Origin of the sequence: Marinobacterium stanieri (assembly GCF_900155945.1) — a bacterium.
In the GTDB taxonomy this organism is placed as follows: domain Bacteria; phylum Pseudomonadota; class Gammaproteobacteria; order Pseudomonadales; family Balneatricaceae; genus Marinobacterium; species Marinobacterium stanieri.
The window spans coordinates 727392-742773 of record NZ_FTMN01000001.1; the positions used below are offsets into that span (position 1 = coordinate 727392).

Below are 15382 nucleotides of genomic sequence, written 5' to 3' on the forward strand. Positions count from 1 at the left end.
TGCTCCTCAGCTGCCCCAGACTTTCTGTGCAGGAACGGCGTCCCTGATCATTTGGTGAACAACTTCACCCAGCTCTGACGGCTCCCAACGGTCGCCCTTGTCCACGCCTTCGGTGGTGCGCCAGCCATCACAGATACAGATGCGGCCACCTTCGGACTCGAATACCTTGCCGGTGACATCACCCGCTTCTTCAGATGCCAGCCAGGCCAGCAGCGAAGACACGTTTTCCGGTGCCCAGTAGTCGAAGCTGCCGTCTTCCGGCTTGGCCATACGGGTGGCCATGGCTTCAACGGCGGTGGTCATACCGGTACGTGCCGCAGGAGCCACCGCGTTGGCGGTGATGCCGTAACGACCCAGTTCAGCCGCCTGGTTCAGCGTCAGTGCGGCGATACCGCCCTTGGCAGCGGCGTAGTTGGACTGACCGATGGAACCCTGCAGGCCAGCGCCAGAGGTTGTGTTGATGATGCGTGCAGCAATCTGCTTGCCCGCTTTAACCTGATCACGCCAGTAATGAACCGCGTGGGAGGAGATGCAGAAATGTCCTTTCAGGTGCACCGCCATGATGGTGTCCCACTCCTGCTCGGTCATGGACGCGAACATGCGGTCGCGGTTAACACCGGCGTTGTTCAGCACGATGTGCAGATCACCAAAGGCCTCAACCGCCTGCTTCACGGCATTGGCGCTGTCTTCGTAGTTGGTGATATCGGAGGTGTTCACAATCGCCTTGCCACCGGCTGCGGTGATATCGTCCACCACGGCCTGCGCTGCCGCTTCGTTAATGTCGTTCACAACAACGGCGCAGCCTTCAGCGGCAAATACTTTGGCGTGAGCGGCGCCCAAACCACCGCCTGCACCGGTAATGATGGCCACTCGGCCCTGAAGAATAGACATAACTCCCCCATGGACCCGCCACAGCGGGTCAGTATTCAATTCGGTTTATAGCTTTCGACTGGGCTTAGCCGAGACGCTCAATGATCGTCACATTCGCCTGACCGCCGCCTTCGCACATGGTCTGCAAACCGAAGCGGCCGCCCCGGCGCTCCAACTCGTGCAGCAAGCCGGTCATCAGACGCACACCGGTAGCACCCAGCGGATGGCCTAGTGCGATGGCGCCGCCGTTGACGTTGGTCTTGTCATGGCTGTAGCCGGTTTCCTGCAGCCAGGACATGACCACAGACGCGAAGGCTTCGTTGATCTCGACCAGATCGATCTGATCCATGGTCATACCCGCCTTCTTCAGCGCCGCTTCGGTAGCCGGGATCGGGGCTCTCAAGTGCCAGATGGGATCATCACCACACACACTCAGGTGGTGGATGCGGGCACGGGGCGTCAGGTTGTAGCGTTTGAGCGCCGCTTCGGAGACCACCAGCATCGCTGCCGAAGCATCACAGGTCTGGCTGGACACCGCCGCCGTGATGGACGGAAATTCGGGATCAACCGGCTCCAGTTCAGCCATCTTTTCCAGCGTGGTCTGGCGCGGGGTTTCGTCACGCTCTACACCTTCCAGCGGCACGATCTCGCGATCAAAGTAACCGGCCTCAGTCGCCGCTATAGCACGACGGTGACTTTCCAGCGCGAAGGCCTCCATGTCGGCACGGCTGATGCCCCAGTGATCCGCGATGCGCTGAGCCGCATAGAACTGGTTCACCGGTGCATCGCCGAAGCGTGCCTGCCAGCCCTTGCTCTCGGCAAAGGGCGTGGTGAAACCGTAGGGCTGACCGGCCAGCATGGCCGCCGAGATCGGGATCTGGGTCATGGTCTGCACACCGCCTACGGCGATCACATCCTGAGTGCCACTCATCACCGCCTGAGCCGCAAAGTGCAGCGCCTGCTGGGAAGAGCCGCACTGGCGGTCAACAGTGGTACCCGCCACGTTCAGCGGCAGGCCCGCCGCCAGCCAGCTGGTACGAGCGATGTCACCGGCCTGAGAGCCGATGGTATCGACACAACCGAAGATCACATCGTCATATTCATGGGCCGGAATGGCGTTACGCTCAACCAGCGCCTTGAGTACATGTGCGCCCAGATCAATGGCGTGCACATGAGACAGACCGCCCTTGCGACGCCCGGTGGGCGTGCGCAGAGCATCAACAATATAGGCTTCAGCCATCATGACCTCCCGAATGTCTGACCCGGACCCAGCGGCGCGTCGTCAGCAAAGATGGCGGCGCTGATACGCGCCTTGTGGAAGGCACGGTCACCCCAGGAGGATTCCAGTGCCCAGGTGCGTTTCATGAACATCTGCAGGTCTACTTCCCAGGTGTACCCCATGGCACCGTGTACCTGAATGCCGTGACGGGCCGCCAGATGTGCTGCTTCGCCACAAGCCACATGGGCCTGAGAGATATGCAGAGAGGCATCGGCATTGCCGTGCTGCAGTGAATAGGCCGCGCGGTAGAGCACCGGCTTGGCGAACTCGATCTTGCTCGCCACATCCGCCAGATGGTGTTTCACCGCCTGGAAGCTGCCGATCGGCTTGCCGAACTGCTTGCGCTGGGCCACATAGTCCACCGACAGATCCAGCATGCGCTGGGCCAGACCCAGCAACTGACCGGCAACCGACAGGGCGCCGCGGTTCAGGGCTTCGTCCCAGATCGGCGCGCCGGTTTCGGCATCGGCGATACGGGTGGCACTGCTTGGCTCCCACATCACGCGGCACAGGCGACGAGAAGAGTCGATACTCGGGTTCTGCTCCACATCGATCAGCGAGCGCGGCACCGCGTGGATCTCGCCTTCGTGATTCAGCAGGGTGAAATCGGCCAGATGGGCATCCGCCACCAGCGGGTTGACCGGGTGACCAATGGCCACACGTACGCCGCCTTCAGCGATCTGCTCCAGCCAGCCCTTGCGGTCGCTGACCGAGTCCGGCAGCACTGAAATCAAGCCGGCACTGACATAGGCGGTATCGGCCAGAGAGTCCGGGATACCGTAGTAACCCAACTCCTGCGTCATCAGCGACCAAACCAGATCGCCCATGCCCAGGCCACCGGCCTCTTCAGGAATGGACAGCGCGGTCAGGCCCTGCTCCGCCATTTTGTTTCGCAGGTCCGGCGAGCGGCCTGCATCGGTTTCCCAGATTTCGCGCAGGGCTTCCGGAGCCGCTTCAGTCATCAGGAAGCGGCTGATTGCATCCTGGAAGGCGCGTTCGTCATCGGTAAAAGTGAAGTCCATGGCGCACCTCAGGCTTTCGGCAGGCCAAGCACACGCTCGGCGATAATGTTGCGTTGAATCTCGTTGGCACCGGCGTAGATCGGACCGGCCTGGGCAAACAGGAAGCCCTCCAGCCAGCCGTGGTCATCGGTGCTCTGGGGTGCGCTGCTCAGCAACTCACCCGTGGCGCCCAGAATGCGCATCGCCGTTTCATGGATCTTCAGATCCAGCTCGGACCAGATGATCTTGTTGATGCTGGACTCAGCACCGATCTTCTCGCCTCGGGCCAGACGCCCCACAGACTGATAAGCCGACAGCGCATAAGACTCGGCACCGGACCAGACATCCATCACCGCATCACGGATGCTCGGATCACGGTCGGCGGCTTCCTGATTGGCCTTGTACAGTTCAATCAGCTTGCGCACCGGCTGCTGGAAACGGGCCGGAGAGCGCAGCAACAGGCCACGTTCAAAACCGGCGGTCGCCATGGCCACATGCCAGCCACTGCCCTCTTCGCCGATGCGGTTTTCCACCGGCACGCGCACGTTGTCGAAGAAGATTTCAGCGAAGGCATCCTTGCCGTTCAGCGCCTTGATCGGGCGAATGGTCACGCCCTCGGCATCCAGCGGCACCATCAGGAACGACAGGCCGTGGTGACGCTTGGAATCGGCATCGGAGCGGAACAGGCCAAAGGCCCAGTCGGCATAGATGGCGCGGGTCGACCAGGTTTTCTGGCCATTAATGATGTAATGATCACCGTCGCGGATCGCCTTGGAGGAGATCGCCGCCATATCGGAACCGGCATTGGGTTCGGACCAGGCCTGGGCCCACATGTCGTCACTGGCAGCCATGCGTGGCAGGAAACGCTTTTTCTGTTCTTCGGTGCCGAACTCCATCAGGGTCGGACCCAGCAACAGCTGGCCGTTCTGGTTTACACGCATGGGCGCGTCGGCAGCGTAATACTCTTCTTCGAAGATCAGCCACTCGGTCAGGTCGCAGCCGCGACCGCCCAGTTCTTCCGGCCACATCACCATGGACAGGCGCGCCTTGAACAACTTGCGCTCCCACTCACGGTGCTGCTCGAACCCTTCGCGGGTGTCATAACTGGCCAGCTTCTCGGCTGGCAGATTCTCTTTGAGCCAGCCTCTGACCTCCTCGCGGAAGGCCTGCTGGCGGGGGGTATAATTCAGATCCATGGCGAACCTCAGAAACTGGCGTCACGTTTTTCGACAAAAGCCCGACGGGTCTCTGCCGAGTCAGGGCTGGTGTAGGCCTGCAGGGTGAAGCCCTGCTCCCAGCGATACTTGTCTTCCAGATTGCCGTCCTCGATACCGTTCAGCGCTTCTTTGGCGATACGGATCATGGCCGGACTCTTGGCAGCGATTTTTGCAGCCGTGGCCAGTGCGGTTTCGCGCAGCTGCTCCTTGGGCACAATCGCTTCGATGAAGTTGTAGCGGTCGGCTTCCCGAGCCGTCACGGTTTCACCGGTGAAGAACATCTGACGTACTTTCTGCACCGGGAACAGACGCTGCAGGTGAGCACCGCCGCCCATGGCGCCGCGATCCACTTCCGGCAGCGCAAAGGTGGCGCACTCGGAGGCGAAGACGATGTCGGCTGCGCCGGTAATACCGATGCCGCCACCCAGCACAAAGCCGTGTACGGCCACGATCACCGGTACTTCACAGCGATGCACCGCCTTGAAGGTGGCGTAGTTGCCGCCATTCACGGCGACGATGCGCTCGGGGTACTGATCCAGTTCCTTGATATCCACACCGGCGCAGAAACCGCGGCCTTCGGCACGAATCAGCACTACACGCACGTCCGGGTTGCGGCCCAGGGCTTCAATGCCTTCGGCCAGCTCGAACCACTCGCGGCTGTCCAGGGCATTCACCGGCGGCTTGGCAATCACCAGCTCGGCAACACCGTTTTCAATTTGGGTCGTAAACGCAGTACTCATATCAGGAAGCCTCCTCCAGAGCCTGACCGTTCGCGCGGGCAACCAGCGCGTCCAGGCAGGTTTCAGCATCACCGGCGATCTGAGCGATCAGCTCCGGCGCGCTTATCAATTCATTGATGGCGGCGGCCACCTGGCCGCTGGGCAGAATGCCCTCGTCAGGGAAGCCCTGAACCATGGAACGCTGCAGCAGGACCGGCTGGTTGGCGGACATCACCACCTGCGACATCTGCGCCGGGTCCTCTTTCACAGCCTTGAAGAACGTGGAAATCATGTGGCCGAAGGTCATGCCGGTTTCGCGCTTCCACTGGCGTGCGCTGCTCAGCGCGATCCACAGCTTGCGAATCGGGCTGGCACCTTCCAGCGTGTGGATAAAGGCGTTTTCCACCATGCGATGACGCATGCCATCCACCGCCAGAGTGACGCGAATCTTTTGCGGGTCTTGCACCGCCAGGTAACGTTCCAGCGTCTGCTGCGGTGTGGGCGAGTCAGAGGTCATCATGAAGCGGGTGCCCATGGCGATACCGGCGGCACCGGCAGCCAGCGCAGAAGCCAGACCACGGCCATTGGAATAACCACCGGCTGCAATGACCGGCACATCCACGGCATCCAAGACCTGCGGCAGCAGAATGGTAGTCGGTACGCCACCAGTGTGGCCGCCACCTTCACTGCCCTGAATGGTGATTATGTCCGCACCCAGCTCCACCGCCTTGATCGCATGTTTCACCGCACCCACGGTGGGAATGCAAAGCACGCCTGCGGCTTTCAGCCGGCCAATGGTTTCCTTGTCCGGACCACGACCGTAGCTGACGGCTTTTAATCGGTATTTGATCGCCAGTTCCACGCACTGCATGGCGTTTTCCTGGAACATGTGGAAATTGAGGCCGAAGTTGCTGCCGCCAGTGGCGTCGATCACCTTCTTGATCTCGCCTTCCAACTGAGACGCCTCAATGGTGGCACCGGCCAGAAAGCCGAAGCCGCCACCCCTGGTTGTCGCGATCACCAGATTGGCGTCCGACACCCAGCCCATGGCGGTCTGGATGATCGGATACTGGCAGCCCAAACGGCGGGTCAGCTCGGTCTGCAACAGGGCGCTCATGCCTTGTCTCCGTTGGCTGATGCTTCTGCCTTATTGGCTTTCACCATGCCTTTGGCATCAAAGCCGCCGAGCAGGTCGCCGGAGATCTGTTCGTTATGCACATGGGCGAAATGGTGCCAGGCAAAGGCCGCTTCCATTCCGCTGCGCTTACCGGCCAGATCTTCCACGTGGTTGATCACCTGCTTGGTCAGTGCCAGCCCCATGCGCGGCTGACGAGCAATCTTGCCAGCGATGTCATAGGTCGCTTCAGCCAGTTCGTCGCGGCTGAACACGCGGTTCACCATGCCCATTTCGCGGGCACGCTCGGCACTCATGCGATCACCCAGGAACAGGAACTCCTTGGCAATACGCGGGTTAAGTTCGTAGGGGTGCGCGAAATACTCAACGCCCGGAATGCCCATACGCACCACCGGGTCCTGGAAGAAGGCATCATCACTGGCGATGATCAGGTCACACACCCAGGCCAGCATCAGGCCTCCGGCCACGCAGGCGCCCTGCACCATGGCGATGGTCGGCTTGGGCAGGTCGCGCCAGCGGCGGCACATGCCCAGATAGACTTCCTGTTCACGGGCGTAGAGGTATTCGCCGCCGGGCTTGTTGGTGTGGTCCCACCAGAGGGTACTGCGGTCAAATTCCTTGTTGATATCGCGCCCCGGGGTGCCGATGTCATGACCGGCAGAGAAATGCTTGCCCTCGCCGCGCAGCACGATCACCTTAACGCTGTCGTCGTCCACCGCCTGGCGGAAGGCTGCGTCCAGCGCATAGGTCATCTGCGAGTTCTGCGCATTGTTGAAACCGGGACGGTTCATGGTGACGGTGGCAATACCGTTCTCCACGCTGTATAGCACCGGCTGCTCGGTCTCGTAGACGGCCTTATCTTCGCGCTGCACGAATTCATGGGCTTGATTGGCTGCTGTCATGACAGGCTCCTGTTTACTGGTCGTTGGACGCGCTGCGGATACCCGGCGGGTTATCCTTGAGCTGACGGGAACGGAGGTTGTGCGGGTCCAGCTGGGCAATAATCGCCAACTGTTCGGTGGTCGGATGCGCGGTTTCGCCCATGTCCGGTGCCTTCAGCAGTTCAAAGCCGGTGTTTTCCTGCACCTCTTCAAAGGTCACGCCCGGATGCAGTGAACGCACACGAATGGCGTGGTCCGGGCCGCCAAAATCCATCACGCACAGGTTGGTGACGATATGGCGGATCTCCATCAGGTCCTGGCGCATGTTCTTGCTCCAGCGAGCCGGGTTGTAGCCAACGCCGGAGACCATATCCACTTCACCGGCCACGAAGGCGCGGGTGTTGTGGCTGGGCACGAACAGAGAGTTGATATGGTTGATGCTGTTGCCCGGCAGACCGCGCACACCCAGCATCGCCACCTTGGGCTTGTCGTAGTCACCCACTACAGACAGGTTGGTCTGGCCGAAACGGTCGATCTGGGTCGGGCCGATCATGGCGTGACGCTTGCCACCCCAGACACACTCGAACACACGCTCGAACGACATATAGCCGGAGTACTTGGGCACGTAATCACCGCGCGGGCCGACCGGAATCGGCTCTTCCACCAGCAGGGATTCGCTGTCGGTCATCATCAGTTCCGGGGTATGGGTCATCTTGGCCAGGCTGGCGCCCAGACGCGGGATGATGCCCAGGCCCGAGGCGATGATCTCGCCATCGCCACGGAAGGCTTCGGAAGCGGCCACAATCATCAGTTCGGCCAGCGTAAACTCACAGTTGGTCGTCATTATTGTGACTCTCCTCAGAATGTCGGCACGGGCAGCGCGCCCATGGCTTCAGCACCACCATTGGCGGTCTGGTAGGCGTCTTCGCCGTTGTTCACGAACTCATCCAGATAGACCTGCCAGCCCCCCTCTTCCTTGGCACTGGCGACATAGCGCTTCATGTGCGCCAGATCCCAGCCGTAGTCCGGGGCACACATGGTCGGGTGAGCGCCCTTGGGTGCATGCACCACGCCCTGTACCAGGTAACGTTCGAAGGTGTTGAAGCGTGCGCTGGCCGCATCCAGTTCCAGCTTGTCGACCAGCTCCTCCGTGGAAACGATGCAACGCTCGGCTGCGCGGGCCACCAGATGATCGAAATAGGGGTCGCTGCCGGTGATCAGGGTGTTACCCAGCTTGTCGGCCTTGTTGACGTGCACAAAGGCCATATCCAGATTCAGTGCCGGCATCGCCAGCAGCTCTTCGCCATCGTCGTAAGGCGATTGAATGGTGCGCAGATCGTTGTGTTTGGTGACATCCGTTGCCAGACCACAGCGGGTCGGCAGGAACGGCAGACGCATGCCGGCAGCACGCAAGCCCCACTGGAACATGCCCTCGTCCAGCTCCATCACTTCGATTTCACCTGCCTGACGCACCTTGCGGAACCAGGGCTCCAGCGGAATCGCATCCAGCGTGGCAAAACCGAAGATCAGCTTCTTCACCTTGCCGGCGGCGCACAGCATGCCCACTTCCGGGCCGCCATAGGACACAACCGTCAGGTCTTTCACATCCGAGCGCAGGATCTCGCGTACCACCGCCATGGGTTTACGACGCGGCCCCCAGCCACCAAAGCCGATGGTCATGCCATCACGCAGTTGGGCTACCGCTTCTGCGGCCGTTATCTGCTTGTTCATTGAATACTCCTTAGTTGCAACCGACCGCTTATTTGAAACCGACCGAGAAGTCGTGACCCCAGACACTGACGCGGGTGAACTCGAACGCGCTGTGCTCGTCCCAATCCACCTGCAAACCACCGCAGCCGTACTCCATGTCGAAGCCGGACGGGGTTTTCATATAGAAGGAAGTCATATGGTCGTTGAGGTGCTCACCCAGGGTGGCGGACAGCTTCACGCCCTGGGCTTCACGACGGTCATGGGCGCGGCCCACTTCGGTCATGGAATCCACTTCCACCATCGCGTGTACACAACCGGACGGCACCGGGAACTCGGCAATCGCCAGGCTGTGATGACGCGGGTTATTGCAGTGCATGAAGTGGATGCGCAGCGGATCGGCATCCGGCGCTGGTTTGTGATTCATGGTGTCGGAGAGACCGAAGCCCAGCACATCCTTCAGGAAGGCACGGGTTTCATCGAAGTTGGGAGCCGGCAGCACCACATGGCCAAGGCCCATATTGCCGGTGACAAAGCGCGGCACGCCCTGCGGCGATACAAACGGCTGGAAATCGGAGCGATGGCCCCAGTACAATTCATGACGGTTGCCCGCCGGGTCGCGCAGGATCGCCAGCGCCTGAACACCGCGCTGATTACACAGCACCGCATCACCCGCTTCCCAGGCGATACCACGCTGATCCAGCTCGGCAGTCGCAGCGGCGAAAGCCTCTTCAGACGCCAGCTCCCAACCGGAAGCGAGATAGCGATTTTCGCTGCCTTCCAGAATCAGCATACGGAAAGGACGCGCGTCCATCTTGATGTACAGCCCGCCTTCCGGTGCCTCTGTGGTCATCATGCCGAGCACATTCTCGGCATAGTCCTGCCATTCCTTCAGGCTTTCGGCCTGGGCCACAAAGTAGCCCAACTCGCGAATATCGATCATCACATCCCTCCGGGGTCTTGTTCTTTTGCCCATTATCAGGAGGGTGGTACAGCGCCTCATCGTCCATTGAGACTAAACAGAATCGGGGAAAATGAATGGGAGAAAAAATGTGTGCTGAAAGGCAGGCTTTAAGGGCGGCAAGAGTGGCAGCCAAGTGTGTGGTCTGGCTGAGCGGAACTGTCTTGGAAACGTGATGAAAACGGGCCTGGCTGCTCAGGCCCGTTCACTTATTTATTCCACAAGTTCCTTCCGGCGGTTTGCCCAGCGGCGGCGGGCGAAGCGGCGCATGTTGGGGATGGCGTCGGTTTCGTCCATGATGGGCTGACCGATGATGGTTTCCAGAATGTCTTCCATGGTGACCACGCCTTCCCAGCTGCCGTATTCGTCATACACCAGCGCGATGTGTTGGCGCTCCTGCATCAGCCGGTTCATCACCTGCTCGACATTCTGCATGTCGGATACAACTATCGCCGGGGTCATCATATCTGCGACCACCTCATGCTCGGGTTCTCGCATCAGTAGATCACGGCGCAGGATGACGCCTTTGGGAACTTCTTGCTCATCCAGCACCGGGTAGCGGGAAAATTGGCTCTTGCGTAACAGATGATGAAAGTCGTCCAGCGGCATGTCTGGCCGAACGGATACGCAGACGATACGAGGTGTCATCACTTCACGCACTTTGACTTCATGCAAATCGAGAACGTTGGCAATCACGCGCTGCTCATCGGCGTCCACCTTCCCAAGCTCACATCCAAAAATGGCCATCGCCTTGATCTCCTGGCGTACGTCATGATCGTGGTCATTACCACCCAAAAGCTTCATCACCTGGTCAGACAACCAGATAAAAGGTTTCAGCACCAGAATCATGCTGTTCAACAGAGGCGGCAGAAACGGCGCCAGAGAACGCCAGTAGCGGGCACCGATGGTTTTGGGCACGATCTCGGACAACACCAGAATCAATACGGTCATAATCGCAGAAGCGATACCCAGATAACCGTTACCAAATACTACCGTCACCTGCGCACCTACGCCTGTGGCACCCACGGTGTGGGCAACGGTGTTCAGGGTAAGAATGGCGGCAAGCGGTTGGTCGACCTGATCCTTGAGCACTTTTAACCGCTCATGTAAGCGCGGCCGCTCAAGTTTTTGATGGGCGATAAAGCTTGGGGTCAGAGACAGGAGCGCTGCCTCCAGAATGGAGCATAAAAAAGAAACGCCAATGGATAAAACGGCAAACGCAATCAGCAGTGCCATAGGTTAGAGTGTTACCCCCTAAAGGTCATGATGTTGGCATATTAGATTAGATTGGCGGATTTTGGTTGCATGGCTTGATGCAAAAAATATTCATACAAAAACCGCCAAACTAATGCCTGGCGGTCTGCTATGGGGTTCAGATTTCTGTAGAGACTTGTGCCCAACTGAACTCAATAACACACATCCGTATTAACGATGCCCTGCAGTGGCTCACCGGCACGCCAGCGGCGCAGGTTGTCCATAAAAGCATGAATCATACGCCCGTGACTGAGCGGACCATTCCAGGAAATGTGCGGGCTTAGCTGCATACACGAATGATTATGACAGCCAATGCCCTGGCTCGGACCACATCTGATTTTCTACTCTGCCCCCAATTTTCTACAGGCTGTCCAGAAAGGCATGTTTCATTCGCTCATGGCTAAGCGGACCGTTCCAGGAGATGTGCGGGCTGAGCTGCACACGCGGATGCTGATACAGCCAATGCCCGGCCGGCAATGGTTCGGGGCTGGCCACATCGAGAGAGGCACGAGCGATCTGGCCACTGTCCAGTCTCTCCCTCGGCGCATCATGGTCGATCAGCGCCGCACGGGAGATGTGGATAACCCAGCTTCAAACCAAGACCGCCATCGTCGGTCAGGCGCAGGGCATCTGCCAATAGCGCTCGATGAGTCGCGCTGCTGATGGAGGCGTCCAGAGATTCAAGGTCACTGAGCTGGTGCGCCGAGCACAGGGCCTGGGTGTCAACGCCCCTGCCCTTCATAAAGCCGAGAAACCAGATGATATAGCGCGCATCAGTATTCATGGAGTGGCCTTAGCGGATAGCAGGAATGAAGCACGAACAGGACATTTATTTATACGCCATTCTTTGTCCGCAACTTATACGACTTGAAACCAGACAGACCGCCAGCCGGGCACACAGACCTGACAATGCCACCCAGTTTGCGAATATCGGTCGTCAAATCACATCACAGCGGATGCCTCAATTTGTCCATTTTCAGGAGGGATGTACGGCGCCTCATCGTCCATTGAGACTAAACAGAACTGGGGAAAATGAATGGGGGGAAAGGATAATAGCCTCCAGAACCTCTTAAGCGTTATAATCTTACGCGATTAAAAAGACCAAGGAATAGAATTTATTTTTATATATAAGTAATCTGGCAACTCGTAATTGACACTAGTAACACCCCAGAAAATAGTCCATTATTAATAAAAACTATATTTTTACTAGATTAATAACCGAAACATATGTATGCATATGAATTTTCATGGAAGAAATTGTTCTTGGTTACTATAACCTCATTTTCTTCGCTGATATAAATCAAAATATTAAATGTAGGTTTTCACATGGAGCCAGCAACTACAGCAGCTATAACATCCTTTGCCGGTAAAGCATTATTGCCATTATTTCAAAAGGCCATATCCAAAGGCCTTTCACTGGCATGGCGTTCAGGGTCTGAAGAGGCGAAAACTATTTTTCAACTATTGAAATCCGATGATTCTGCAAAAAGATATTGTGAACATGCACAAAAAATATTACGTATTCGTACCATATTTGATCCGGATACTATTCATGATATACCCAACATATACCATCCGTTATCAGCAAAGTCCAAAAAACGTCAAGCTATAAAAATAGAATCCTTGTCAGACATTACTGGACTGACTGAATTTAAAAAAGATAATATTTTTGTAAACCTCGTAGGCAAAGCCGGCCAAGGAAAATCCACTTCGTTTAAATATATTTTTGGAGAAACCTTAAAAGAAGGAAACAAAATTCCTTTTTATTTTAACTTACGTGATTTTGGCGACGGCACAATTGAAGAGGAACTTTTCAAAGGTTTTATCCACTTTGTTAGTGATATAGAGTTTAGTACGTTTACATTATTGTTACAAAGTAAAAGAATTGTTATTTTCCTAGATGGTTTTGATGAAGTTGAAAGTTCAAAAAGAGGCTACTGGCTAAAAGAAATAGAAAAGTTATCAATTAGATATATGGCTGATATATTAGTATCCAGTAGGCCAGACACCGAAATATGCAGATCAGTAAATATAGAAAACATTTTCTTATGCGATCTTTCCAAGCAAGACATATTCAGTATCATCTATAAAAACTCAAAAAATTCTATAGCATCGCAAGAATATATATCTATTGTAAATGAAAACAAAACCTTAGAAGAACTACTTGTTAGCCCGATATTAGTTATGCTCTTCATGAGCACTTACCATATGCTTGACACTGTTCCAGATAGTGTATCTAGGTTTTATGAAGAAATATTCATATGCCTTTATAAAAAACATGACAAACTAGACAAGCCTGGTTTTCCACGGGAAATAAAATCTAAAATAGTCGAATATGATGCGAAGGATTGCTTTTCCGCTTTTTGTTTTCTTAGCTTCAGAAAATCGGATTACGGTTACAGCGATGAATCAATGCTAACTTATTTTCGGAGTGCTTTGGATCTATGTGGATTCGACACCAAAGAAGCCGAGTCGATAAAAGTTGACGTTGTAGATATAACAAATCTAATTGTCAATGATGGTTATGATAGATACTCATACATCCACAGATCAATACAAGAATACTACACAGCCAGGTATATTAAGGGACTACCCGACGAAAAAAAGAAAAAATTTTACGACAAAGTCATATCAAGTGACGGAAGTAGAGGGTCATATGGTAAAGTTATAGAGTTCTTATCCGATATAGACCAACATTTCTATGAAAAAAACTTTATTTTAGAAATTTTCAATGTCACTGGGATTGTAGATATAAATTCTGGTAACTATAAAAAGCCATCTTTATCAAAATTCCGCTCAGATTTAGAAATGATACAAATAGACCTATTAGTTCTTGATGACAAAATATCTGCAAATTCGATTAGTTATCCTGACAACCATGACTTTTCACTACTTGATTGGTTCTGTTTTAACACTGATGAAAAATACGATAAAGAGTTTGGCATCAATGATATTATGAATGAAGTGTCAAAACACGATTTAAATTATGCTATGAAAAAATTAGAACCATTTCTTTTATCAGATTCTTGCGATATAAAAAAAGAAAAAAACAGTGGTGTTTTAACTTCAGTTTATAGGGTTATTGATGCTTATGAGCTTACTAACGCTCTAGGATCAGTAAAACATTTATTCAACTTATATTCATCTACATGTAAAGTCCTATATGATGACATATGCTTACATACTTTCAAAAAAGTTAAATCTCGTGACGAAAAAATAAGATTTTTAGATTTCTAAATAATAAAATTCGATATCATAGTAAAAATTCTCTGGTATTTGCCGCGTATGCTTATCGAAAGACACGCTAACGTTTACTTCATGCACCAGGCAACTTTCGACCAGAAAACTAAAACTCCAAAACCAAAAAAGCCGCCCCTCTCACGAAGGGCGGCAAGCAAAGCACACAGCATGAACACAGAGTCTGTCAGCGATACAGGATCACCAGATCATTGATCACTGACGGGCGGTCATTACCCACAACGTGGACATGGACCTCAAGTGTCAGCGCAGTGCCCTTGCGGGACTGCTGCACTGACTTCACCCGCGCACGGGCCTGGATCTCGGATCCGGCCGGGACGGGAGCCGGGAAGCGCAGACGGTCAGAGCCGTAATTGACCATGGTCTGGAATCCCGTAATTTCAAACGGCAACGCGAAGTTAAGGCGCGACTGCAGTACCTGCACCAGCGAGCCGTGGGCGATAGTGGTGCCGAAGGGGCTTTCCTTGGCGGCACGCTCCGGATCGGTGTGGATCCAGTAGTTGTCACCGGAGAGCTCGGCAAAGGTGTTGATCAGTTCCTGGTCCACGGTGATGCTGTTGCTCCACTCGGTGAACTCGTCACTGACCAGTGCCTGCAGGGCAGTCGGGTTATCCACAGCTACCTGAATCTGGCCCTGTTCGTTGCGCGGCAAGCTGCCCAGCGGGTTCATGTAGGGCAGGCTGTCCAGTGACTTGTCGGCAGCGGTGAAGCGCAGCAGGGTGTTGCCCTTGGCATCAACCTGATCAAGCACCGGCTTGAGCGCCATACCCACTTTGATCTCGTCTTCTTCCAGCCCTACCAGCGTGGTGTTGATGCGCACGCCCTGTTCCAGCTCAACCACTGCCAGTGCCTGGGGCATTTCGTCGGCGAATTCCGGCAGGGTGGGAATGCGGGTCAGGGTGAAGCTGTACAGGGTGCCCTTGCCGGACACCGGCTTCCACTCCAGGTCATGGGCCAGGCAGTGGCTGCAGTGACGACGGGGGAAGAACACCCAGCCATCACACTGGTTGCATTGTTGAATGCGGATCTCGCCCTCTTTGAGGCCCTGCCAGAAGGGTTTGGAGATCTCGGTCATCTCTGGCATCGGTTTTACGTTCATG

The 15382-nt window shown here is 55.4% G+C and carries 15 protein-coding genes; 1 reads left to right on the top strand and 14 read right to left on the bottom strand.

The window, feature by feature from the left end; genetic code table 11:
• Positions 1–6 precede the first annotated feature (6 nt).
• The 13 genes from BW956_RS03365 to BW956_RS03425 form a co-directional block, all read right to left on the bottom strand.
• A complete protein-coding gene (locus BW956_RS03365) occupies positions 7–891 on the bottom strand; it encodes an SDR family oxidoreductase (protein WP_010322480.1) in 885 nt (294 codons plus the stop codon).
• Positions 892–955: 64 nt separating this feature from the next.
• On the bottom strand, positions 956–2110 hold the full coding sequence (locus BW956_RS03370) for an acetyl-CoA C-acetyltransferase (RefSeq protein WP_076460798.1): 1155 nt from the start codon (positions 2108–2110) through the stop codon (positions 956–958).
• Positions 2110–3171, bottom strand: coding sequence for an acyl-CoA dehydrogenase family protein (locus tag BW956_RS03375; RefSeq protein ID WP_076460800.1), 1062 nt, complete (start codon positions 3169–3171; stop codon positions 2110–2112). Before BW956_RS03375 ends, BW956_RS03370 begins: the two co-directional genes overlap by 1 nt.
• Before the next feature lie 8 nt (positions 3172–3179).
• A complete protein-coding gene (locus BW956_RS03380; protein WP_076460802.1) occupies positions 3180–4346 on the bottom strand; it encodes an acyl-CoA dehydrogenase family protein in 1167 nt (388 codons plus the stop codon).
• Positions 4347–4354: 8 nt separating this feature from the next.
• Positions 4355–5107: an enoyl-CoA hydratase family protein gene (locus BW956_RS03385; protein ID WP_076460804.1), complete on the bottom strand. Its 753-nt coding sequence runs from the start codon at positions 5105–5107 to the stop codon at positions 4355–4357.
• 1 nt (position 5108) lies between these two features.
• Positions 5109–6203: an NAD(P)H-dependent flavin oxidoreductase gene (locus tag BW956_RS03390; RefSeq protein ID WP_076460806.1), complete on the bottom strand. Its 1095-nt coding sequence runs from the start codon at positions 6201–6203 to the stop codon at positions 5109–5111.
• The gene (locus BW956_RS03395) at positions 6200–7123 is read right to left on the bottom strand and encodes an enoyl-CoA hydratase (RefSeq protein WP_076460808.1); all 924 of its coding nucleotides are present in this window, start codon (positions 7121–7123) and stop codon (positions 6200–6202) included. The genes BW956_RS03390 and BW956_RS03395 overlap by 4 nt, the downstream gene beginning before the upstream one ends.
• 13 nt (positions 7124–7136) lie before the next feature.
• Complete coding sequence (locus tag BW956_RS03400) at positions 7137–7946, bottom strand: CoA-transferase subunit beta (RefSeq protein ID WP_076460810.1); 810 nt, start codon at positions 7944–7946, stop codon at positions 7137–7139.
• Between the two features lie 14 nt (positions 7947–7960).
• Positions 7961–8833 carry a CoA transferase subunit A gene (locus BW956_RS03405; protein ID WP_076460812.1) on the bottom strand — a complete coding sequence of 291 codons (873 nt, stop codon included), beginning with the start codon at positions 8831–8833 and terminating at the stop codon, positions 7961–7963.
• A gap of 28 nt (positions 8834–8861) precedes the next feature.
• The gene (locus BW956_RS03410) at positions 8862–9752 is read right to left on the bottom strand and encodes a VOC family protein (RefSeq protein WP_076460814.1); all 891 of its coding nucleotides are present in this window, start codon (positions 9750–9752) and stop codon (positions 8862–8864) included.
• 231 nt (positions 9753–9983) lie between these two features.
• A complete protein-coding gene (locus tag BW956_RS03415; protein WP_076460816.1) occupies positions 9984–11006 on the bottom strand; it encodes a CNNM domain-containing protein in 1023 nt (340 codons plus the stop codon).
• A gap of 378 nt (positions 11007–11384) precedes the next feature.
• Complete coding sequence (locus BW956_RS22855) at positions 11385–11606, bottom strand: NAD(P)-dependent oxidoreductase (RefSeq protein WP_083702914.1); 222 nt, start codon at positions 11604–11606, stop codon at positions 11385–11387.
• The gene (locus tag BW956_RS03425; protein ID WP_076460818.1) at positions 11572–11808 is read right to left on the bottom strand and encodes a hypothetical protein; all 237 of its coding nucleotides are present in this window, start codon (positions 11806–11808) and stop codon (positions 11572–11574) included. Before BW956_RS03425 ends, BW956_RS22855 begins: the two co-directional genes overlap by 35 nt.
• 542 nt (positions 11809–12350) lie before the next feature.
• On the opposite strand from BW956_RS03425, the gene BW956_RS03430 reads away from it, so the two are divergent.
• Complete coding sequence (locus tag BW956_RS03430) at positions 12351–14261, top strand: NACHT domain-containing protein (RefSeq protein ID WP_076460820.1); 1911 nt, start codon at positions 12351–12353, stop codon at positions 14259–14261.
• Positions 14262–14448: 187 nt separating this feature from the next.
• On the opposite strand, the gene BW956_RS03435 is transcribed toward BW956_RS03430, so the two are convergent.
• The gene (locus tag BW956_RS03435) at positions 14449–15381 is read right to left on the bottom strand and encodes a bifunctional OB-fold nucleic acid binding domain-containing protein/MaoC family dehydratase (protein WP_076460822.1); all 933 of its coding nucleotides are present in this window, start codon (positions 15379–15381) and stop codon (positions 14449–14451) included.
• Position 15382 lies beyond the last annotated feature (1 nt).